This is a genomic window from Variovorax sp. UC122_21, from assembly GCF_044056785.1.
Taxonomy (GTDB): Bacteria; Pseudomonadota; Gammaproteobacteria; order Burkholderiales; family Burkholderiaceae_C; genus Variovorax.
The window spans coordinates 4,416,466-4,438,491 of the sequence record NZ_CP172004.1 but is presented as its reverse complement, the minus strand read 5'-3'; the positions used below and the strand labels follow the sequence as shown (position 1 = coordinate 4,438,491).

Below are 22,026 nucleotides of genomic sequence, written 5' to 3'. Positions count from 1 at the left end.
CAATTCACGTGCCCCTGCGTGGCACCTTCCTAGTGCAACCGTGTGGCGATGTTGTTCGCGCGCCTCAGCGTTCGCCGCCGTGCCCGGAGGCCAGCGGCGGCGCCGCCTCCTCGAGCGGCTTGCGTTCGGCGTCGGCCGCGTAGCGCAAGGCCAGCAGCCCGGCCACCACCACCAGCACCGCGGCGAAGCAGTAGCCCACCATCACCGCGCCGCGGCTGCCGGTCTCGATCAAGAGGCCGAACAGCACCGGCGCCGCGAAGCCGCCCGCGCCCATGCCGATGGCATAGAAGATCGCGATCGCCATGGCGCGCATCTCGAGCGGGAACACCTCGCTGACGGTGAGATAGGCCGAGCTCGCGGCGGCCGAGGCCAGGAAGAACACGGCCGACCAGCACAGCGCCTGGCTGCGCGCATCGAGCCAGCCCTGCATGAAGGCCCAGCCGGTGAAGGCCAGGCCCACGCCCGCGAGCACATAGGTCAGCGCGATCATGCGGCGCCGGCCCACGCTGTCGAACAGCGGGCCCAGCAGTAGCGGCCCCAGCACGTTGCCGAGCGCGAACGGGAAGATGTAGAGCGCCACGCTCGCTTCGGGCACGGCGTAGAAGCGCGTCAGCACCAGCGCATAGGTGAAGAAGATCGCGTTGTAGAAGAAGGCCTGCGCGATCATCAAGGCGAGCGCGACCACGCTGCGCTGCCGGTAGTGCTGCAGCAGCACGCGCGCCACCTGCCGCATCGGCGGGCTCTCGCGGCGCGCGGCCGTGTAGTCGACGTAGCTGCGCGGCGCGGGCAGCGGGCCGTGCTGCGCCGAGACCTCGGCCTCGATCTCGTCGACGATGCGGTTGGCCTCGTCGGCGCGGCCATGCGCGATCAGCCAGCGCGGGCTCTCGGGCACATGGCGCCGCACCAGCAGGATCGCCACGGCGAGCACCGCGCCCAGGCCGAAGCCTACGCGCCAGCCCCACACCGGGCCGATCACGCGCGTGTCGAGCAGCACCAGGCTCAGCCCGGCGCCGAGCGCGGCACCGATCCAGAAGCTGCCGTTGATCGCGAGGTTGACGCGGCCGCGCACGCGCGCGGGGATCAGTTCGTCGATGGCCGAGTTGATGGCCGCGTACTCGCCGCCGATGCCCAGCCCGGTGACGAAGCGGCACAGGGCGAAGAAAGCGAAGTCGGGAGAGAAGGCCGTGGCCAGCGTGCCCAGCGTGTAGACCACCAGCGTGACCAGGAACAGCTTCTTGCGCCCGAGCCGGTCGGTGAGCCGGCCGAACAGCAGCGCGCCGAGCACGGCGCCGGCCACGTAGATCGAACCCGAGAGGCCGATCTCGCCGGCCGTGAGCCCGAGCGTGTCGGGCCGCTCGAGCACGGCGCCGATCGAGCCGACCAGGGTGACCTCGAGGCCGTCGAGCACCCAGGCCACGCCGAGGGCGATCACCACGCGCCAGTGCCAGCGCGACCAGGGCAGGCGGTCGAGGCGGGCGGGGATGTCGCTGCGCAGCACCGTCATGCGCCCGATTATGGGAAGCGTGCCGTGCCCCGCGTTGTAGGACCGACGCTGCAATGCGCCGGTCCGATGAACTCCCCGCTCAGGCCGCGACGGCCGCCGATGGCTGGCGGATGCCCATGGCCTCGAGCGTCTCGGCGATGGCGGCGACCGCGCCCGGAATGCCCGCGTCGCCGAAGTGCCCCATGCAGCCCACGCGGAAGGTCTCCACCTGCGTCAGCTTGCCGGGGTAGAGGATGTAGCCGCGCCGCTTGACCTCGTTGTAGAAGGTCTTGAAGTCGTAGCGCGGATCGTCGGGCGCATGGAAGGTGACGATGATCGGCGCCTGGATGGCGGGGTCGAGGAAGGCGCGCAGGCCCAGCGCGGCCAGCCCGCCCACCAGCGCCTTGCAGTTGCGCGCGATAGCGGCCGCCGCGCGCGGCCAGGCCGCCTTCCTCCACGTACTGCGCGATCGCGGTGTCGAGCGCGGCCACCACGTGGGTGGGCGGCGTGAAGCGCCATTGCGTGGTCTTCTCCATGTAGACCCACTGGTCGTACAGGTCCAGGCTCAGCGAGGGGCTGTGGCCTTCGCATTGCTCGAGCGTGCTGCGCTTGACGATCACGAAGCCCATGCCCGGCACGCCCTCGAGGCACTTGCCCGAGGCCGCGACCACGGCGTCGAACGGGGTCTTGCGCGCGTCGATCTCGAGCGCGCCGAAGGAGCTCATGGCATCGACGATCAGGCCGCGCCCGTGTTTTGCAACGACCAGCGCGATCTCGTGCAGCGGGTTGAGCACGCCGGCGCCGGTCTCGCAGTGCACCACCGCGACGTGGGTGATGCCGGGATCGGCCGCGAGCGCGCGGTCCACGTCGGCGGGCGAGATCTGCTTCTCCTCGGTGTAGTCGATGGTGGTCAGCTTGCGGCCCAGCACCTTGCAGATCTTCGCGAGGCGCTGGCAGTAGGCGCCGTTGCTCGGCACCAGCACGTGGCCGTCGCGCGGCACCACGGTGCCGATGGCGGCCTCGACCGAGAAGGTGCCGCTGCCCTGCAGCGGCACGCATTCGTGCGTGCCCGTGCCGTGCACGATCTCCAGCACCTGGCGGCGGATGCGCGCGGTGATCTGGTTGAAGTCGCCGTCCCATGAACCCCAGTCGCGCAGCATCGCCTGGCGCGTGCGCTCGGACGTGGTCAGGGGGCCGGGGGTGAGCAGGATCGGATGCGGGGCTTGACTCATGGTGTCTCCAGGCAGGGAAGGGAAATGAGGAAGGGCTCTTCAGCCGCGGCCCAGGTTGCGCCAGGCCTGCGTGCGCGCGAGCAGCACGCGCGTGAGCAGCGCATAGGCGATGCACACCAGCGTCGAGGTGACCACGATCAGGCTGGCCAGCGCGGCGGCCGGGCCGATGTCGCCGGCGTCGTCCATGTGCATGATCGCGACCGACGCGAGGATGGTCTCGGGCGTGTAGAGGAAGATGGCGCACGACAGGCTGGCCATCGACACCACGAAGAAGTAGCGCCCGATGTCGAGGATGGCCGGCAGGCACACCGGCACCGTGACGCGCAGGAAGGTCTTGAAGAACGGCACCTTGAGCGAGGCCGAGACGGCCTCGAACTCGTTGTCGATCTGCTTGAGCGCGGTGACGGCCGTGAGGTGGCTCGAGGTGTAGTAGTGCACCACCATCGACACGATCAGGATCGCCATCGTCTGGTAGAGGAAGTTCAGCGGATTGGCCGGATGGTTGAAGAACATCACGTAGCCCAGGCCCAGCACCAGGCCCGGGACCGCCATCGACAGCACCGCCATCAGGTGCATGCCCTTGCGCATCAGGCCGAGGCCGCGCGTCTTCTCGATCAGGTAGGCGCCCGTGAACACGATCAGCGAGCCGGCCACCGCGGTGGCCATGGCCACCAGCAGGCTGTTGCCGTAGGCCGCGGCCATGTCGCTCTCGACCAGCACGAAGTGGTAGTGCTTGAGCGTGAACGACTGGTCGTAGGGCCACAGCGCGATCAGCGAGGTGTAGACCGCCATGCCGATGGTGGCCAGCAGGAAGGCGCAGACCACGGTGCAGAACAGCGTGAGCAGCGTGTCGGCCACGCGCCGGCGCTTCGGGCTGTAGGGCACCGAGCGCGCCGTGAGCTGCGCCTTGAGCTTGCGCCGCACCACGTAGTCGATGACGAAGGAGACGATCGACGGCAGCAGGAGCAGCATGCCGACCACCGCGCCGATCGAGAAGTTGTGCTGTCCGACCACCTGCTTGAAGACGTCGACCGACAGCACGTTGAAGTTGCCGCCGATCACCTTGGGCGCGCCGAAGTCGCTGACCACGTAGGTGAAGACCACCGTGGCCGCGCTGATCAGGCCGTACTTGCACGAGGGCAGGGTGATGGTCATGAACTGCCGCAGCGGCCGCGTGCGCAGCGCGGTGGCGGCCTCGTAGAGCCGCCCGTCGGCCAGCGACAGCGCGGTGACCAGGATCATCAGCGCATGCGGGAAGGTGTTGTAGACCTCGGCCAGGATGATGCCGGGCGCGCCGTAGATCGAGGTGCCGCCGAGCAGGAACTTGAGCGCGCCCTGGTTGCCGAACCACTGCACGAAGGAGATCGCCGACAGCAGCGAGGGCGCGAGCAGCGGGATCAGCGCGATGAGCCGGAACACGGCCTTGAGCGGCGCCGGCATGCGGCTGCGCGTGAGCGCGTAGGCGAACACGAAGGCCGTGGGCACAGAGATCGCTACCACCGCGGCCGCGACCCAGACCGAGTTCCAGGCGGCGCGCAGCAGGCTCGGCGTCTGGAAGTAGGTGATGAAGTGGGCCAGGCCGACGAAGCGGCCGTCCTTGTCCTGCACCGCGTGCGCGAGGATGGTGAGCAGCGGCGCGACCAGGAACACGAACAGCATCGCCATCACGACGCACAGCACGGCGCGCGCGATGGTCTCGTCGCGGCTCCAGCGCAGGGCGGGCCGCGTCGTGATGGCCGGCTTGGCGGCGAGGGGATGGGCCAGCGTGTTCATGGCTGTGTGGCGCGCGCGGCGGAGAAGGCGCGGATGCGGTTGGCGCGCAGCGCGATGTCGACCGTGTGGCCCTCGCGGATGCCGAGGTCGTGCAGCTGGTTGAGCGAGAAGTGCAGGCCGAGGGTCTGGCCGTGCAGCGCGTCGGCCGTCACCTCGGCGATGCACAGGCCGCCGAGGAACTCGACCTTGGTGACCATGGCCTGCAGCCGGTTGGCCGTGTCCTCGCGCAGGTGCTCGACCGCGCGGTCCTCGGGCCGCAGGTAGAGGTTGACCGCCTCGCCGGGCTCGAAGGCGCCGTCGCAGGCATCGCACTGCAGCTCCATGTCGCCGACCTGGAAGCGGTGGTTGCCCAGCGCCACCGAGCGCAGCACGTTGACCTTGCCGACGAAGTCCGCCACGAAGGGCGTGGCCGGCTGCTCGTAGACCTCCATCGGCGTGCCGACCTGCTCGATCACGCCATGGTTCATGACCACGATGCGGTCGGCCATCGACAGCGCCTCTTCCTGGTCGTGCGTGACCATGATGGTGGTGATGCCGACCTGCTTCTGCAGCCGGCGGATCTCGCCGCGCAGGCGGATGCGCTCGAGCGCGTCGAGCGCCGACAGCGGCTCGTCGAGCAGCAGCAGGCCGGGCCGGGTGGCGAGCGCGCGCGCCAGCGCCACGCGCTGCTGCTGGCCGCCCGAGAGCTGGCTCGGGTACTTGGCGCCCGAGGTCGGCAGGCCGACCAGGGTCAGCAACTCGTCGACGCGCGCCTTGACCTCAGCGCGCCGGGCGCGGCCGTTGACCAGGCCATAGCCTATGTTCTCGGCGATCGTGAGGTTCGGGAACAGGGCGTAGGACTGGAACACGATGCCGTAGTCGCGCCGGTCGGGCGGCAGCCACGAGACGTCCTTGCCGTTCTGCAGGATCTGGCCGGAGGTCTGGGTTTCCAGTCCCGCGATGATGCGCAGCAGCGTGGTCTTGCCGCAGCCCGAGGGGCCGAGGAAGCACAGCATCTCGCCGGGGTTGACGCGCAGGTGCACGTCGCGCAGCGCGCTGAAGGTCTCGAAGTCCTTGCGGACCCCGATGACCTCGAGCGCCGCGGCGCCGCTCGCGGGCCGCCGGCCGGCCATGAACGGGGTGTCGGTCATATCCATTGTTCGCACTCGTCGTTGGCGGACGCGCGTCCGCGGGTTGAAGAAGGACAGGGAAGGACAGCGGCCGGATCGGACTCGTTCGCGGGACACCGCGGAACCGGCTTCGCCGGGCCGCCGGTGTCGCCCCCGGTAGGGGGTTGGCGAAGCGACACGAAGTGCGCGCAGCCTGGGGGCGAGCCTATTTAGCTTCGGCCTTGCCTTCGTAGCGCTTGCTCCACTCGGCCAGGATGCGTTCGCGGTTCTTGGCGGCCCAGTTCAGGTCGTTCTTCGCGAGCAGCTTCTCGTAGTTGTCGGGAATGCCCTCGAGCTTCGAGACCACGCCGGGGTAGGCCACCACGGCCCACCAGCGCGCGCTGATCTGGTTGGCCTCCTTGCTCGCCATCCAGTCGGCGAAGCGCTTGGCCTGCTCGAGCTTGGTGCTGGTCTTCATGAGGCTGGTGGCCTCGATGTCCCAGCCCAGGCCTTCCTTCGGGAAGATCAGGTCGACCGGCGCGCCCGACTTCTTGACCTGGTGGGCGCGGAACTCGAACGAGATGCCGATCGGGAACTCGCCCGCGCCGGCCTGCTTGCAGGGCTTGGAGCCCGAGTGCACGTACTGCGCGATGTTCTGGTGCAGCGCGTCCATGTACTTCCAGCCCTCGGCATCGCCCCACAGTTGCAGCCACGAAGACACGTCGAGGTAGCCGGTGCCGCTGGAGGCCGGGTGCGGCATCGAGATGGCGCCCTTGTAGACCGGCTTGGCCAGGTCCTTCCAGCTCTCGGGCTTGGGCAGGCCCAGCTTCTGCGCCTCGACCCGGTTGAAGCAGATGGTGGCGGCCCAGACGTCCATGCCGACCCAGGCCGGCGGGCGCGCGGCATCCGAATAGGCGGGGTTCAGTTCCTTGAAGCCCTTGGGCTCGTAGGGCAGCAGCATGCCTTCCTGCTGCAGCAGCGCGAGGCTGCTGGCGGCCAGGCCGGCCACCACGTCGGCCTGCGGATTGGCTTTCTCTGCCAGCAGCTTGGCGGTGACGATGCCGGTGGAGTCGCGCACCCACTTCACCTCGATGTCGGGATCGGCCTTCTCGAAGGCGTCCTTGTAGAGCTTCATGGCATCGGTCTCGAGCGCGGTGTAGACCAGGAGCGAGGTCTTCTGCGCCCAGGCGGCGCCGCTGGCCACGAGGCCGAGCGCCGCGGCGCACAGGACGGCCGCGAGACGGCGCGAGCTTGGTTTCATCGTCATCTGTTTCTCCTGAGAGGGCTTGCTGTCACGGAAGGGTGAGTGGCGGGCGTCCGGGGCCTGGCGGCCGGGATCCGGTGAAGGCAATGTAGATTGCAGACTGAAGACTGTCAATAAAAAATTGTTGACAGTTTTCAATCCGCGGCTGGAGAATGCGTTCCATGGTCACCAGCAATCCCTCCTCCGCCCTCGCATTCCTCCAGTCCAGCTCGCTGCCGATGCTGATGCAGGAGGAGATCGAGCGATTGATCATGACGGGCGAGCTCCCGGTGGGCAGCCGCATCAACGAGAGCGAGCTCTCGCAGCGCTTCAACACCAGCCGCGGCCCGATCCGCGAGGCGCTGCGTGCGCTGGAGGAAGCGGGCCTGGTGCGCAACGAGAAGAACCGCGGCGTCTTCGTGCGCGAGATCGCGTTCGAGGAGGCCGACGAGATCTACGAGCTGCGCGAGGCGCTGGAGGAAATCATCGGCCGCCGCGTGGCGCTGGCGATCAAGCCCGATGCCGTCGAGCGGCTGCGCGCCATGCTCGACGCCATGCGTTCGGCGGCCCAGGCGCAGGACGTGGAGCAGTACGCGCAGCTCAACCTGCAGTTCCACGAAATCCTGCTCGACACCGCGGGCAGCAAGAAGCTGACCGAGACCTACAAGCGCCTCGTGAAGGAACTGCACCTGTTCCGCATGCGCGCGCTCGACAGCGGCGGCGGCCTGCGGGTCTCGGCCGACGAGCACCGCGACATCGTCGAGGCCATCGCCAGCGGCGACCCCGATGTCGCGGGCCGCGCGCTGCGCCAGCACGTCGCGGGCAGCCGTGCCCGCATGCACAAGGCCTTCGGCCGCGCCGATGCAGAGGCGGCGGCCACCACGAACAACCCACCAAAGGAAGTCTGAAATGACACCGGAGACCCTCGAAGTCAATGCCAGGAGCTATCGCTGGATGGCGCGCCCGATCGTGGTCGTGTGCGTGGACGGCTGCGAGCCGGCCTACCTCGACGCGGCCATCGCCGCCGGCGTGGCGCCGTACATCGGCCGCATGCGCGAGCAAGGCGCCGACCTGCTCGCCGACTGCGTCGTGCCGTCCTTCACCAACCCGAACAACCTGTCGATCGTGACCGGCGCGCCGCCCGCGGTGCACGGCATCTGCGGCAACTACTTCTTCGACCGCGAGCTGGGCCAGGAAGTGATGATGAACGACCCCAAGTACCTGCGCGCCGGCACCGTGCTGGCCGCGTTCGCCGACGCGGGCGCCAAGGTGGCGGTGGTCACGGCCAAGGACAAGCTGCGCAAGCTGCTGGGCCACCGCATGAAGGGCATCTGCTTCTCGTCCGAGAAGTCGGACCAGGTGACGATGGAGGAGAACGGCATCGACGACGTGCTCGGCATGGTCGGCATGCCGGTGCCCTCGGTCTACAGCGCCGAGCTCTCCGAGTTCGTGTTCGCGGCCGGCGTGAAGCTCATGGAGTCGCGCCGCCCCGACCTGATGTACCTGTCGACCACCGACTACGTGCAGCACAAGGCCGCGCCCGGTAGCGAACAGGCCAATGCCTTCTACGCGATGATGGACCGCTACCTCGCGCAGCTCGATGCGCTCGGCGCCACCATCGTGCTGACCGCCGACCACGGCATGAACGACAAGCACGGCGCCGACGGCTCGCCCAACGTCATCTACCTGCAGGACGTGCTCGACGGCTGGTACGGCGCCGGCACCGCGCGCGTGATCCTGCCGATCACCGATCCCTACGTGGTGCACCACGGCGCGCTCGGTTCCTTCGCCACGGTCTACGCGCCCGACGAGGCCAGCGTGCCGGGCTGGATCGAGCGCATCCGGCAGGTGCCGGGCATGGAGTCGGTGCTGTCGCGCAAGGAAGCGGCGCAGCGATTCGAGCTGCCCGCCGACCGCATCGGCGACATCGTGGTCGTGAGCGAGAAGAACACCGTGATCGGCACCGCGGCCAGTCGCCACGACCTGTCGGCGCTCGAGGTGCCGCTGCGTTCGCACGGCGGCGTGTCGGAGCAGCGCGTGCCGCTGATCTGCAACCGCCCGGTGGCGGGCATCGCCGCCGGCCGCCGCCTGCGCAACTTCGATGCGCTCGACATCGCGCTGAACCACGCCCAGTAACCGACCGCCGGAGCACCCATGAGCCAAGCCACGCCGAAGCCAGGCACCATCCACCGCGAAGCCCTGCGCATCGCCGGCGAGCGCGTCTACCGCGACCGCACGATCGAGGTCACCTACCCCTACACCGGCGAGGTGATCGCCACCGTGCCCAAGGCCACGCTCGACGACGTGCGCAACGCGCTGCGCATCGCGCGCGACTACAAGCCCACGCTCACGCGCTACGAGCGCTACAAGATCCTGATGCGCGCGGGCGAGATCATCGCCTCGCGCCTCGACGAGATCTCGCGCACCATCACGCTCGAATCGGGCCTGTCGCGCAAGGACTCGCTCTACGAGGTGGGCCGCGCTTCCGACGTGCTGCTGTTCGCCGCCAACCAGGCGCTGGTCGACGACGGCCAGGTGTTCTCGTGCGACCTCACGCACCACGGCAAGAGCCGCAAGGTCTACACGCTGCGCGAGCCGCTGCAGGGCGCGATCACGGCCATCACGCCGTTCAACCATCCGCTCAACCAGGTGATCCACAAGGTGGCGCCGGCCATCGCCACCAACAACCGCATCGTGCTCAAGCCCAGCGAGAAGACGCCGCTGGCGGCCTTCCTGCTGGCCGACATCCTCTACGAGGCCGGCCTGCCGCCGCCGATGCTGTCGGTGCTCACTGGCGACCCGCGCGAGATCGCCGACGAACTGCTGACCAATGCCGACGTCGACCTCGTCACCTTCACCGGCGGCGTGCCGATCGGCAAGTACATCGCGGCCAAGGCGGTCTACAAGCGGCAGATCCTCGAGCTCGGCGGCAACGACCCGATCATCGTGATGGACGATGCCGACATCGAGGAAGCGGCCACGCTCGCGGCGAGCGGCTCGTACAAGAACTCGGGCCAGCGATGCACCGCGATCAAGCGCATGCTGGTGCACGAATCGGTGGCCGACCAGTTCGTCGAGCTGCTCGTGGCCAAGACCCGCGCATTGAAGTACGGCGACCCGATGGATCCCGACACCGACATGGGCACGGTGATCGACGAGGCGGCCGCGAAGCAGTTCGAGGGCGTGGTCGACGAGGCCATCGCGGCCGGCGCGAAGCTGCTGTACGGCAACGAGCGCCGCGGCGCGCTGTATTCGCCGACGGTGCTCGACCGCGTCGACCCCGGGATGACGGTGGCCAAGCACGAGACCTTCGGTCCCGTGTCGCCGGTGATCCGCTTCAAGACCATCGACGAGGCGATCCGCATCTCGAACGGCACGGCCTACGGCCTGTCGTCGTCGATCTGCACCAACCGGCTCGACCACATCACGCGCTTCATCCGCGAGCTCAACGTCGGCAGCGTCAACGTGCGCGAGGTGCCGGGCTACCGGCTCGAACTCACGCCCTTCGGCGGCATCAAGGACTCCGGCCTGGGCTACAAGGAAGGCGTGCTCGAGGCGATGAAGAGCTTCACCAACACCAAGACCTACTCGCTGCCCTGGTAACCATGAGCCTGAGCCTTCCCGACATCGTCGGCCTGTTCGAAACCAAGGGCCATGCCCAGTACGACGGCGAGCCCGTCACCCAGCTCGAGCATGCGCTGCAATCCGCGCACCTGGCCGAGCAGGAGGGGGCGGACAGCGCGCTGATCGCCGCCTCGCTGCTGCACGACCTGGGCCACCTGCTGCACGACTTCGGCGGCACGCCGACGCAGCAGGGGCTCGACGACCTGCATCAGTACCGCTGCCTGCCGTTCCTGCGCGCGCTGTTCGGTGCGGCCACGCTGGAACCGATCCGGCTGCACGTCGATGCCAAGCGCTTCCTGTGCGCGCGAGAGCCCGGCTACCTCGAGGCGCTGTCGCCCGATTCGCGGCGCAGCCTGCAGCTGCAGGGCGGCGTGTTTGATTCGGCGCAGGCCAGTGCCTTCGAGGCGCTGCCCTACGCGAAGGATGCGGTGCGGCTGCGGCGCTGGGACGACACGGCCAAGTGCGCCGACGCGAAGACGCCAGACCTCGCGCATTACGTGCGGCACCTCGAGGCCGCGTTGAAGCCCACCGCCATCGCCGCATGAGCGCTACGCCACCGGTCGTGCTGGCGCGCCGGCCGGCCACGCAGGAAGATGTGCCCTTCCTGCTCGCGCTGCGGCAGCGCACGATGAACGGCCACGTGGTGGCCTCGGGCGCCGAGGTCAGCGATGCGCACCACATGGCGCGGCTGATGCACCGCTTCGAATGCGCCGAGCTGCTGCTGCACGAGGGCGAGCCGGTCGGCCTGCTCAAGGTGTCGCGCGATCCGCACGATTGGGTGCTGATCCAGATCCAGCTCGCGCCCGGCTATCAGGGCGGTGGCATCGGCACCAAGTTGTTGGCCGAAGTGATCGCCGAGGCCGAACGTGCCGGCGTGGACCTCACGCTCAGCGTGCTCAAGGCGAATCCGGCGCGCGCGCTCTATGCGCGCTTCGGCTTCGTCGTCGAGCGCGAGTCCGAGTTTTCCTACGAGATGCGGCGCAAGCCCTGACCACTTCACGGAGCCGCCATGCGCCCCTTCTGGATCGAACAGGCTCTCTTCAACGACGGCGACCTCGCGCCCGCGCTGCAGGGCGAATGGGAGGCCGACCTCTGCATCGTCGGTGGCGGCTTCACCGGCCTGTGGACCGCGATCCAGGCCAAGCAGCAGGCGCCCGCGCTCGACATCGTCATCCTCGAGAGCGACCTCTGCGGTGCCGGCGCGAGCGGGCGCAACGGTGGCTGCCTGCTCACCTGGTCGGCCAAGTTCCTGACCCTGCGCCGGCTGTTCGGCGAGGACGAGGCGGTGCGCCTGGTCAAGGCCTCGGAGGCCGCGGTGCAGCACATCGCCGACTTCTGCGCCGCCCACGGCATCGACGCCGAACTGCGCCAGGACGGCACGCTCTACACCGCCACCTCGCCGGCCCAGGTCGGCACGCTCGATCCGATGATGCGCGCGCTCGAGGCGCGCGGCATCCATTCCTACCGCACGCTGCCGCCCGAGGAAGTGGCGTGGCGCTCGGGCTCGGCGCGCAATCTCGCGGGCGTGTATTCGCCGATCGCGGCCACCGTGCATCCGGGCAAGCTGGTGCGCGGACTGCGGCGCGTGGCGCTCGCGATGGGCATCCGCATCCACGAGCGCACGCCGATGCTCGATTTCTCCACCGGCCATCCGGTCGTGGTGCGCACGCCGGCCGGCAGCGTGCGCGCGAACAAGCTGGTGCTCGCGATGAATGCCTGGATGGCCAGCCGCTTCGCGCAGTTCGAGCGCACCATCGCCATCGTGTCGAGCGACATGGTGATCACCGAGCGCTGCCCCGAGCTGCTCGAGCGAAGCGGCCTGACCGACGGCGTGTCGGTGCTCGATTCGCGCACCTTCGTCTATTACTACCGCAGCACCGCCGATGGCCGCCTCATGCTGGGCAAGGGCGGCAACACCTTCGCCTGGGGCGGGCGCATGGCCAAGGTGTTCGACGAGCGCTCGCCCTACGAGGCCGAGCTCACGCAGGCGCTGCGTTCCTTCTTCCGGCCCTGAGCGAAACGCCGATCACCGCGAGCTGGAACGGCCCGTCCGATCGCTCGGTCACGGGCTTCCCGTTCTTCGGCCGGCTCGATGGCGCGCCGCACATCTACTACGGCTTCGGCTATTCGGGCAATGGCGTCGGCCCGACCTACATGGGCGGGCAGATCCTGTCGTCGCTGGTGCTCGACCAGGACAACGCCTGGACCCGCAGCCCGATCACGAAGGGGCCGCTGGGCTACTTCCCGCCTGAGCCGGTGCGCTACGTGGGATCGATCGTGGTGCGCAATGCGATCCGCCGCAAGGAGCTCGCCGAGGACGAGAACCGCCAGCCGTGGCTGGTGGACCGCATGCTCAGCAAGCTCGCCAACGCAGCGGGCAAGGCCGACAAGGCCTGACCCGAGGCGGCGGGCCGGGCGGGCCCGCACGTCATGGCACCCGTCTATGATCCGCGCGCCGCATGGGAGCGGCAGGCATCACAACACGAAGACGAGGAGAAGGCATGACATATTTCAAGGCCGTGCGCCGCCGCACGTTCTGGCTGGGCGCGTTGCTGGCCGTCGCGAGTCTTGTCGGCTGCGGAACGCCGCCGACCTACAAGCTTCGCCCCGTCACCGGCCAGTCGCCGGGACTTTCTCGCTGGCCCATTCCAAGGTGGTCGAGGACGAGCGCCATGGGACGCGTCATCTGGATGCGGCCAAGAGCATCGTCTACTCCCAGAACTTCGGCGGTGGCGGCGCGGCCCTTGGCCTGCTGCTTGGCCCGTTGGGCGTGGCGGCCAACATCAGCATGATCGACAGCAACACCGAGGCGGACGCCGTGCGCCTGCGAGGCAAGCTGACGCTGGCGCCACGGGAACTGTTCCTCGCGGCCGCGACGCAACAGGGCCTGGAGGTCGTGGACGATGCCGCGGCCGGCGCGGCCGGCGCGGCGGGCCGCACGCTGGCCACGCCCTACCTGTTCGTGAGCAAGACCGACAACGACCGCCTGCTGACCGCGGCGGCGGTGCGGCTGGAGTACGGGCAGGGCGCCGACCAGTGGTCGGGCGTCTACATGTACCAGCTGCCTTCGTCGTACCAGCTGGACGACCTGGCCCGCCTCACGCCCGAGATGCAGGCCCGCCTGGGCACGGAGGCGGCCCAGGGCTTCTCGGCGCTCGCGGCCTTCATCGCGAAGGAAGCGCCGCAGCAGGACGGCCAAGCCAAGGGCGGGACCGAGAAAGACTTCAGCTACAAGTCGGATCTGCTGACGCCCCGCATCGAGATCGAGATGAATGGCCGGTTCATCGCGCGGTCCGGCGACCTGATCTGGTTCAGGAGCTTCGGCGGCGTGTATGCCGTGCGCACCTCGAACATCAAGGTCATGTCGGGCGGAGTCTGATCAGTTGGTTTCCGCCAGCGCGTCGCCCAGCGCATTGATCATGCGATCGATCTCGGCCTTCTCCGAGATGAACGGCGGCGCGAGCTGGATGGTGTCGCCGCCGTAGCGCACGTAGAAGCCCTTCTTCCAGCAGTTCATCGCGATCTCGTAGGGGCGGCGCGCCGGTTCGCCGGGCAGCGCGGCGATGGTGAGGCCGGCCGCGAGGCCGAAGTTGCGGATGTCGGTGACGTGCTTGCTGCCCTTGAGGCTGTGCACGGCGTTCTCGAAATGCGGGGCCAGCGCCTTCACGCGCGCGGGCATGTCTTCCTTCTGCAGCACGTCGAGCGCGGCGATGCCGGCGGCGCAGGCCACCGGGTGGGCCGAGTAGGTGTAGCCGTGCGGGAACTCGAGCATGTAGTCGGGGCCACCCGCGGCCATGAAGGTGTCGTAGATCTCCTTGCTGGCGATCACGGCGCCCAGCGGCTGCGCGCCGTTGGTGATCTGCTTGGCGGCATTCATGATGTCGGGCACCACGCCGAAGGCATCGGCGCCGGTGAGCGTGCCGCAGCGGCCGAAGCCGGTGATGACCTCGTCGAAGATCAAGAGGATGTTGTGCGCGGTGCAGATGTCGCGCAGGCGCTTGAGGTAGCCCTGCGGCGGGATCACCACGCCGGCCGAACCGGCGAAGGGCTCGACGATGACGGCCGCGATGTTCGAGGCGTCGTGCAGCGCGATCAGGTCGAGCAGGCGGTCGGCCAGCTCGGCGCCGTTCTCGGGCATGCCGCGCGTGAAGGCATTGGCCGCGAGCTGGGTGTGGGGCAGGTGGTCGGCCTCGACGCCCTGGCCGAACAGCTTGCGGTTGGCGCCGATGCCGCCGACCGAGATGCCGCCGAAGTTGACGCCGTGGTAGCCCTTCTCGCGGCCGATCAGCCGGGTCTTGCTCGCCTGGCCCTTGGCGCGCCAGTAGGCGCGCGCCATCTTGAGCGAGGTGTCGGCGGCCTCGGAGCCCGAGCCGGTGAAGAAGACGTAGTCGAGGCCGGCGGGCGTGAGTTCCTTGAGCCGGTTGGCGAGCTCGAAGGACAGCGGATGGCCGAACTGGAAGGCCGGCGAATAGTCGAGCTTCGCGATCTGGCGGCTCACCGCCTCGGTGATCTCGGGGCGGCCGTGGCCCAGGCCCGAGCACCACAGGCCCGAGAGGCCGTCGAAGATCTTGCGGCCTTCGTGGTCGGTGAAGTAGGCGCCCTTGGCCTCGACGATCAGGCGCGGGTCGGCCTTGAACTGGCGGTTGGCGGTGTAGGGCATCCAGTGCGCCTCGAGCCAGGCGGCATCGGTGCGCGGGGCCGGGTGGGCGAGTTCGGGCGTGGCGAGGGTCATGGGTGCGTCCAGGTTGGGGTGGGAAAGGTGACGCGACGATTGTTGGCAAGCCATTCAGTGTGGAGAATGGCGCAATATCAATGTTCACTTGACGATCCATGCAAGTAAAAGAAGGCGCTTCCACGGCCCGCAGCCGTGCCGTGCTGGGCCAGCTCAGCGACATGGACCTGCGCCTGCTCAAGGTGTTCAAGAGCGTGGTCGACTGCGGCGGCATGGCGGCGGCCGAGCTCGAGCTCAACATCGGCACCTCGACCGTGAGCCGCCACGTGAAAGACCTCGAGACCCGGCTCGGCCTGGTGCTGTGCCGGCGCGGCCGGGCCGGCTTCGCGCTCACGGCCGAGGGCCAGCGCGTCTACGACGAGACGCTGCGGCTCCTCGCTTCGGTCGATGCCTTCCGCGGCAGCATCGACGATATCCACAACCGCATGGGCGGCCAGCTCGAGGTGGCGCTGTTCGACAAGACCGCGACCAATCCGCAGGCGCGCATCGGCGAGGCGATCGCGCGTTTTGCCGAGGTGGCGCCCGAGGTCAGCCTGGCGGTGCACGTGGGTTCGATCAACGCGATCGAGCAGGGCGTGCTCGAGGGCAACTTCCAGATCGGCATCATCCCGGCGCACCGCAGCTCGAAGAGCCTGGTCTACGAGGAGCTGTTCGGCGAGACCATGCTGCTGTATTGCGGCCGCGGCCATCCGCTGTTCGAGGCCAGCCATGCGAAGCTCACCTGGCCCAAGCTGCGCGAGCACCATTTCGCGGGCCTGGGCTACCACTCGCCGAACATGGAGCTGAGCCACCGCGCGCAGCTCTCGCGCAAGGCCACGGGCTTCGACCAGGAGGCGATCGCCACGCTCATCCTGTCGGGGCGCTTCCTGGGTTTCCTGCCCGACCACTATGCGCAGGTGTTCGAGCAGCGCGGGCTGATGCGCCCGGTGCTGCCCGAGCGCTTCCATTACGAATGCCGCTTCGTGAGTTTGCTGCGGCGTTCGCCGAAGCCTTCGCGCGCGGTGCTGGCGTTCCAGGCCTGCCTCACGGCGGCGCACCGCGAACGCTAGACCGGGACCGTTCAGGCTGAGCTTGTCGAAGCCCTGCGCGGCGCTTCGATCCTTCGACAAGCTCAGGACAGGCCGAGCTCAGCGTGAACGGATTCCCGTCGACGCTCAGCGCTGGGCGTTGGGCACCAACAGGTGCTTGGCGCCGATGTGTGCCTCCATCTCGTGCATGTGCTGCTCGGCGTCGACCATGTGCTCGCTCATCAGCCGCTGCACCGTCGCGGCGTCCTCCTTGCGGTAGGCCGCCAGCAACTGCGTGTGGTAGTCGACGTTGGCCTCGCCGAAGTGGTGATGGTCGAGCGCCTTCTTGTAGACCACGAGGTCGCGCAGCAGGTCGTTGAGGAAGCGGCACATGAAGGACAGCACCGGGTTGGGGCAGGCCTCGGCCAGGATGGTGTGGAAGGCCAGCTCGGCCTCGCGCTGGATGCGCAGCTCGTCCTCGGAGGTGGGCTCCTTGGTGCACAGGCGCACGTTCTCCTCGAGCCGCTCGAGCATCTCGGGCGTGAGCCGGCCCACCACGCTGACCGCGAGCTCGGGCTCGAGCGCCTTGCGCAGCTGGTAGATGTGGTGGCCGTCGAGGTGGTGGAAGTGCAGGAAGTTGCGCAGCGGCTCCGACGCATGCTCGACCGACACCTGCTGCAGGTAGGCGCCGCCGCCGGGCCCGGTGCGGATCGAGATCAGGCCGCTGACCTCGAGCGCCTTGAGCGCCTCGCGCACCGTGCTCTTCGAATAGCCGAACAGCTCGATCAGTTCCTTCTCGTTCGGCAGCCGGTCGCCGGGCTGCTTGCGCTCGGCCACGATCCAGCGCTTCACGTCCTCGACGATGACGTCCGAGAGCTTTTGTCGCTTCGGGCGGTGTTGCCCCACTGTCATGCCCACGCTCGATGTCCCTCGGGAGATGCGCGGAATGCGCAACAGCGGGCGATCTTACCCAGGGCCTCCGCGCGCATCGGCGTGGTGCGCGCGGGCGGGGCCGGGGGCCTGCGGGGTCGGTGTTTGCTGGGCACGGGGATTGCTAACGGGTTTTTACCAGCATATTAATCCTATTTATCCGCTTAAATTCGCCGCGACCGCGGACGCCCATCCCTCTCCACCCTCACTACGACGGAGTTCCTCTTGCAACGCAGACACCTTCTCCAACTGGCCGCCCTGTCGGCCGCTCCCGCTTCCCTGCTGGCCGGCCGCTCGGCCTTCGCGCAATCGGCCGAGGCGATCCGCTTCGGTTGCCCGGTGCCGATGTCGGGCGCCTTCGCGGCCAACGGCAAGTTCGCCGACCTCGGCATGAAGCTGGCGATCGAGCAGTACGGCAGCGTGCTCAAGCGCCCGCTGGCCTACACGGTGCTCGACACCGAGGGCAAGCCCGCGACCGCGGTGCGCAAGGTGCAGGAAGCCTCGCAGCAGCAGGGCGCCAAGTTCTTCGCGGGCGGCATCCTGTCGTCGGAAGCGCTGGCCATGGGCAAGGAGGCCGAGAAGGCCGGCGGCCTGTTCATCACCACCGCGGGCGCCGACGAGATCACCGGCAAGGACTGCAACCCCGCCACCTTCCGCTGGTCGGTGCCCACCTTCGGCGCCATCGAGCAGACGGTGCGCCCGCTGGTCGCTCAGATGCCCAAGGCCAAGCGCTGGTACACGATCACGCCGCAGTACGTGTTCGGCGACGGCCTGTTGAGCGCGGCCAAGACCATCTTCCAGGAGAAGGGCATCGAGCACGTGGGCAACAGCTACCACTCGCTCAACGAGAAGGAGTTCAGCGGCTACCTCACCAATGCGATGGCGGCCAAGCCCGACGTGCTGCTGCTCTTGAACTTCGGCGCGCAGTCCTCGGCCGCGCTGCGCCAGGCGGTGAGCTTCGGCATGCACAAGAACATGACGATCCTGATGGCCTGGGCCTCGGGGCTCGAGCAGTTCGACGAGCTCGGTGCCGACCTCTGCGACGGCGTGTACTTCGGTGCGCAGTACTGGCACACGGTGGATGCGCCGCTCAACAAGGAGCTGGTCAAACGCACCGCCGACAAGCTCAAGATCGTGCCCAACTACAGCCTCGCGGGCTCGTACATCTGCACCAAGATCCTGATCGACGGCATCGTGAAGGCCGGCACGGTCGACCAGAAGGCCGTGATCGCGGCGCTCGAGGGCATGAAGTTCGACGGCCTCACGGGCGGCGAGGAGATCCGCAGGGCCGACCACCAGGTGGTGAAGGACTACTACCTGCTCAAGGGCAAGGCCAAGTCGAAGATGAAGGACGCGGCGGACTATGTCGACGTCGTGAGTTCGGGCAAGTCGTTCCTGCCCGTCGACAAGACCGGCTGCAAGCTGGCCTGACGCCGCTTCCGTTCGCACACCTTCTCCACCGTTCGCCCTGAGCCTGTCGAAGGGCTGTTCGCGCCTGCGCCAGGCTTCGACAGGCTCAGCCCGAACGGTGGTGGGGAACGCAGCCTGCGCGGTCGTCGTGTGGGATCGAACGGATCCTGAAAACCGGAACCCTCATGTCCGTCTACCTGCTCCAGACCATCAACGGCATCGGCATCGGCATGCTGTACTTCCTGCTGGCCGTCGGCCTGTCGATCGTGTTCGGCCTGCTGCGCTTCGTGAACTTCGCGCACGGCGCCTTCTACCTGCTGGGCGCCTACCTGTGCTTCCAGGCGCTGCAGTGGGGCCTGAACTTCTGGGCCGCGCTGGTGCTGGTGCCGCTGGCCGTCGGCGCGCTCGGCTGGCTGGCCGAGAAGCTGCTGCTGCGCCGCGTGTACGCGAAGGCGCATGAATTCCACATTCTCGTCACCGTCGGCCTGGCGCTCGCGGTGCAGGAGATCGTGATCGTCTTCTGGGGCCCGCTGGGCAACAGCGTGCCCACGCCCGACCTGCTGCAGGGCGTGGTGATGTGGGGCAGCTTCATCTATCCGAAGTACCGGCTGTTCGTGATCGGCTTCACCGCCGTGCTCGCGGTGCTGCTGTGGTGGGTGCTCGAGGGCACGCGCCTGGGCAGCGCGGTGCGCGCGGGCAGCGAATCGACCGAGATGGTCTCGCTGCTCGGCATCAATGTGTTCCGCGTCTTCAGCCTGGTGTTCGCGCTCGGCGCGGCCACGGCGGCGCTGGCCGGCGTGCTGGCCGCGCCGATCCGCGGCGCCGAGCCCTTCATGGGCGTGGAGGCGCTCGGCGTGGCCTTCGTGGTGGTGGTGATCGGCGGACTCGGCAGCTTCGGCGGCGCGCTGGTCGGCGGCCTGCTGATCGGCATCGTGCAGAGCCTGATGAGCACGCTGTGGCCGCCCGGTGCGAGCCTGATGATCTACATCGCGATGGCGGCCGTGCTGCTGCTGCGCCCGCATGGCCTGCTCGGCCGCAGAGGATGAACGCCATGCCCAGAAAAATCACTTTCCTGCTGGCACTGGCCGTCACGCTGGCGCTCCCGCTCTTCATGCGCTCGGGCTCGCTCGCGAGCGAGGTGCTGATCTACGCGCTCGCCGCGCTCGGCTGCAACCTGCTGCTGGGCTACACGGGCCTGCTGTCCTTCGGCCAGGGCATCTTCTTCGGCCTGGGCAGCTACACCATCGCGATCCTGCTCACGCGGCTCGCGCTGCCGATGCCGCTGGCGCTGCTCGCGGCCATCGCCATGGGCGCGCTCGGCGCGGCGCTGGTCGGCTGGGTCGCGATCCGCCAGCGCGGCACCTACTTCGTGATGCTCACGCTGGCCTTCGCGCAGATGTTCTATTTCGTGGCCTACACGGCCTCGGGCCTGACCGGCGGCGACAACGGCCTGCTCGACGTGCCGCGCCCGGCCTTCATGGACACGCCGTGGAAGTACTACGCCTTCGTGGCCGTGATGTTCCTGATCGCCTTCGGCCTGCTGCTGCGCGTGACCGACTCGGTGTTCGGCCGCACGCTGCTGGCGATCCGCGACAACGGCGACCGCGCCGCCGCGGTGGGCTACGACCTGCGGCGCTTCAAGCTGCTGGCCTTCGTGATCTCGGGCGCCGTCACCGGCCTCGCAGGCGGACTGCACGCCATGATGACCGGCATCGCGCCGCTGTCGAACGCCGAGTACCACACGAGCGAGATGATCCTGGTCATCACCGTGATCGGCGGCACCGGCAACCTGTTCGCCTCGGTGCTCGGTTCGGCTTTCTACGTGCTGCTGGCCGACTGGCTCTCCACGCTGTGGCCGCGCTGGCTGCTGCTGCTGGGGCTGCTGCTGATCGGCGTGAGCATCGGCATGCAGCGCGGCCTCTGGGGGCTGGGCGAGAGCGCCTGGCGACGCATCTTCAGGAAGGGCGCGCAAGGCGCCGGCGCCTCCGCCGCGCAGGGAGAGAAAGCATGAGCGACATCCTCATCGAAGCCGTCGGCGTCACCAAGCACTACGGCAAGTTCGCCGCGCTCGGCGGCGTCGACCTCCAGATCCGCCGCAACACCGTGCACTCGGTGATCGGTCCGAACGGCGCGGGCAAGACCACGCTGTTCCACATGCTCACGGGCACCGGCACCACCACCGGCGGGCGCATCCTGTTCGACGGCCACGACGTGACGCGCGAGCCCGACCACCGCCGCGTGCAGCGCGGCATGGCGCGCTCGTTCCAGGTCACGAGCCTGTTCGGCAGCCTCGCGGTGCGCGAGAACCTGCGCGTGGCGGCGCAGGGCATCGCGCCGCGCCAGGCCATGAACTGCTGGCGCGCGCCGGTCGGCGAGATGGCCTGCAAGACGATCGTGGACGAGGTGCTGCAGCGCGTGGGCCTCGAGCGCTTCGCCCACGTGCCGGCGGCCGAGCTCTCGCATGGCCAGCAGCGGCGCCTCGAGGTCGGCATGGCGCTGGCCGCGCGGCCGAAGGCGATCTTCCTCGACGAGCCGACCTCGGGCATGGGCATCGACGACCTCGACGACATGAAGCAGCTGATCCGCGGCCTGCGCGAGGAACACACCGTGGTGCTGATCGAACACAACATGAACATCGTGATGGACATCTCCGACACCGTGACCGTGATGCAGCTGGGCCGCGTGCTGGCCGAGGGGCTGCCGGGCGACATCCGCGCCGACGCGCGCGTGCGCAGCGCCTACCTCGGCAACATGATCACGGGAGGCAAGGCATGAGCGGCGGGAACATCCTCGAGGTGGAGGGCCTGCACGCGCACTACGGCAAGAGCCACGTGCTGCAGGGCGTGTCGCTGCGCGTGGGCGAGGCCGAACTGGTGACGCTCTTGGGCCGCAACGGCGCGGGCAAGTCGACCACGCTCAAGAGCATCGCGGGCGCGGTCACGCCCACAGCGGGCCGCGTGCGCTTCCAGGGCGCCGACATCGCGGGCCAGCCCGCGCACCGCATCGCCGCGCGCGGCGTCTGCCTGGTGCCCGAGCACCGCGGCATCTTCAAGCTGCTGACGGTCGAGGAGAACCTGCTGCTCGGCCAGCGGCGCGAATCGCCGTGGCAGCTCGACGACATCTACCGCATCTTTCCGCGCCTGAAGGAGCGGCGCCGCAACGGCGGCGGCCAGCTTTCGGGCGGCGAGCAGCAGATGCTGGCGATCGGCCGCGCGCTGATGAACCACCCGCGCCTCTTGATCCTCGACGAGCCGGTCGAAGGCCTGGCGCCGGTGATCGTGGAGGAGATCGTCGCGCAGCTCCAGACCATCAAGGCCGCGGGCGTCGCGATCCTGCTGGTGGAGCAGAACCTCGAGGTCTGCGTGCAGCTCGCCGACCGCCACTACATCGTCGAGCAGGGCCGGATCGTGCACGAGGCCGGCAATGCCGCCTTCATGGCCGACCACGACGTGAAAGACCGCTACCTGGGCGTGGGCCTCGCCTGAGGCGCATTCATCGATTCAG

18 protein-coding genes and 2 pseudogenes are annotated in these 22,026 nt (G+C 68.6%); 13 read left to right on the top strand and 7 right to left on the bottom strand.

The window, feature by feature from the left end; translation table 11 throughout:
* Positions 1 to 64: 64 nt before the first annotated feature.
* From ACHMXE_RS33595 to ACHMXE_RS33575, 5 genes and pseudogenes are all read right to left on the bottom strand, one after another.
* Positions 65 to 1,504, bottom strand: a complete 1,440-nt coding sequence (locus tag ACHMXE_RS33595; RefSeq protein ID WP_395348337.1) for an MFS transporter — start codon at positions 1,502 to 1,504, stop codon at positions 65 to 67.
* Between the two features lie 79 nt (positions 1,505 to 1,583).
* Positions 1,584 to 2,715 (bottom strand): annotated as a pseudogene (locus tag ACHMXE_RS33590) (2-aminoethylphosphonate--pyruvate transaminase).
* Positions 2,716 to 2,754: 39 nt separating this feature from the next.
* Complete coding sequence (locus ACHMXE_RS33585) at positions 2,755 to 4,488, bottom strand: putative 2-aminoethylphosphonate ABC transporter permease subunit (RefSeq protein ID WP_395348335.1); 1,734 nt, start codon at positions 4,486 to 4,488, stop codon at positions 2,755 to 2,757.
* Complete coding sequence (locus tag ACHMXE_RS33580; RefSeq protein WP_395348333.1) at positions 4,485 to 5,624, bottom strand: putative 2-aminoethylphosphonate ABC transporter ATP-binding protein; 1,140 nt, start codon at positions 5,622 to 5,624, stop codon at positions 4,485 to 4,487. The genes ACHMXE_RS33585 and ACHMXE_RS33580 overlap by 4 nt, the downstream gene beginning before the upstream one ends.
* Before the next feature lie 178 nt (positions 5,625 to 5,802).
* Complete coding sequence (locus ACHMXE_RS33575; RefSeq protein ID WP_395348331.1) at positions 5,803 to 6,843, bottom strand: putative 2-aminoethylphosphonate ABC transporter substrate-binding protein; 1,041 nt, start codon at positions 6,841 to 6,843, stop codon at positions 5,803 to 5,805.
* 158 nt (positions 6,844 to 7,001) lie between these two features.
* On the opposite strand from ACHMXE_RS33575, the gene ACHMXE_RS33570 reads away from it, so the two are divergent.
* From ACHMXE_RS33570 to ACHMXE_RS33540, 7 genes and pseudogenes are all read left to right on the top strand, one after another.
* Entirely contained in the window at positions 7,002 to 7,727 is a 726-nt protein-coding gene (locus tag ACHMXE_RS33570; protein WP_203205034.1) for a phosphonate utilization associated transcriptional regulator, read from the top strand.
* 1 nt (position 7,728) lies between these two features.
* A complete protein-coding gene (gene phnA / locus ACHMXE_RS33565; RefSeq protein ID WP_395348329.1) occupies positions 7,729 to 8,955 on the top strand; it encodes a phosphonoacetate hydrolase in 1,227 nt (408 codons plus the stop codon).
* An 18-nt stretch (positions 8,956 to 8,973) separates the two neighbouring features.
* The gene (gene phnY / locus ACHMXE_RS33560; RefSeq protein ID WP_395348327.1) at positions 8,974 to 10,422 is read left to right on the top strand and encodes a phosphonoacetaldehyde dehydrogenase; all 1,449 of its coding nucleotides are present in this window, start codon (positions 8,974 to 8,976) and stop codon (positions 10,420 to 10,422) included.
* A 2-nt stretch (positions 10,423 to 10,424) separates the two neighbouring features.
* The gene (locus ACHMXE_RS33555) at positions 10,425 to 10,988 is read left to right on the top strand and encodes a phosphonate degradation HD-domain oxygenase (protein ID WP_395348325.1); all 564 of its coding nucleotides are present in this window, start codon (positions 10,425 to 10,427) and stop codon (positions 10,986 to 10,988) included.
* Positions 10,985 to 11,434 (top strand): GNAT family N-acetyltransferase, encoded by a 450-nt coding sequence (locus ACHMXE_RS33550; RefSeq protein WP_395348322.1) that lies wholly within the window; start codon positions 10,985 to 10,987, stop codon positions 11,432 to 11,434. The genes ACHMXE_RS33555 and ACHMXE_RS33550 overlap by 4 nt, the downstream gene beginning before the upstream one ends.
* An 18-nt stretch (positions 11,435 to 11,452) precedes the next feature.
* A pseudogene (locus tag ACHMXE_RS33545) lies at positions 11,453 to 12,840 on the top strand (FAD-dependent oxidoreductase).
* A 256-nt stretch (positions 12,841 to 13,096) separates the two neighbouring features.
* Positions 13,097 to 13,822, top strand: a complete 726-nt coding sequence (locus ACHMXE_RS33540) for a hypothetical protein (protein ID WP_395348320.1) — start codon at positions 13,097 to 13,099, stop codon at positions 13,820 to 13,822.
* On the opposite strand, the gene ACHMXE_RS33535 is transcribed toward ACHMXE_RS33540, so the two are convergent.
* Positions 13,823 to 15,175, bottom strand: a complete 1,353-nt coding sequence (locus tag ACHMXE_RS33535) for an aspartate aminotransferase family protein (RefSeq protein ID WP_203205040.1) — start codon at positions 15,173 to 15,175, stop codon at positions 13,823 to 13,825.
* Positions 15,176 to 15,273: 98 nt separating this feature from the next.
* Here ACHMXE_RS33535 and ACHMXE_RS33530 point away from each other — a divergent pair, with 98 nt between their 5' ends.
* Positions 15,274 to 16,224, top strand: coding sequence for a LysR family transcriptional regulator (locus ACHMXE_RS33530; protein ID WP_395348318.1), 951 nt, complete (start codon positions 15,274 to 15,276; stop codon positions 16,222 to 16,224).
* Positions 16,225 to 16,329: 105 nt separating this feature from the next.
* Here the strand turns inward: ACHMXE_RS33530 and ACHMXE_RS33525 are convergent, their stop codons facing one another.
* Entirely contained in the window at positions 16,330 to 17,094 is a 765-nt protein-coding gene (locus ACHMXE_RS33525) for a FadR/GntR family transcriptional regulator (protein WP_209541160.1), read from the bottom strand.
* 243 nt (positions 17,095 to 17,337) lie between these two features.
* Here ACHMXE_RS33525 and ACHMXE_RS33520 point away from each other — a divergent pair, with 243 nt between their 5' ends.
* The 5 genes from ACHMXE_RS33520 (at position 17,338) to ACHMXE_RS33500 (ending at position 22,007) form a co-directional block, all read left to right on the top strand.
* Positions 17,338 to 18,543 (top strand): ABC transporter substrate-binding protein, encoded by a 1,206-nt coding sequence (locus ACHMXE_RS33520; RefSeq protein WP_395348316.1) that lies wholly within the window; start codon positions 17,338 to 17,340, stop codon positions 18,541 to 18,543.
* A 164-nt stretch (positions 18,544 to 18,707) separates the two neighbouring features.
* Complete coding sequence (locus ACHMXE_RS33515; RefSeq protein WP_057589571.1) at positions 18,708 to 19,568, top strand: branched-chain amino acid ABC transporter permease; 861 nt, start codon at positions 18,708 to 18,710, stop codon at positions 19,566 to 19,568.
* A 5-nt stretch (positions 19,569 to 19,573) separates the two neighbouring features.
* Complete coding sequence (locus ACHMXE_RS33510; protein ID WP_395348314.1) at positions 19,574 to 20,533, top strand: branched-chain amino acid ABC transporter permease; 960 nt, start codon at positions 19,574 to 19,576, stop codon at positions 20,531 to 20,533.
* A complete protein-coding gene (locus tag ACHMXE_RS33505; RefSeq protein WP_395348312.1) occupies positions 20,530 to 21,297 on the top strand; it encodes an ABC transporter ATP-binding protein in 768 nt (255 codons plus the stop codon). Before ACHMXE_RS33510 ends, ACHMXE_RS33505 begins: the two co-directional genes overlap by 4 nt.
* Entirely contained in the window at positions 21,294 to 22,007 is a 714-nt protein-coding gene (locus tag ACHMXE_RS33500; protein WP_395348310.1) for an ABC transporter ATP-binding protein, read from the top strand. The genes ACHMXE_RS33505 and ACHMXE_RS33500 overlap by 4 nt, the downstream gene beginning before the upstream one ends.
* Positions 22,008 to 22,026 lie beyond the last annotated feature (19 nt).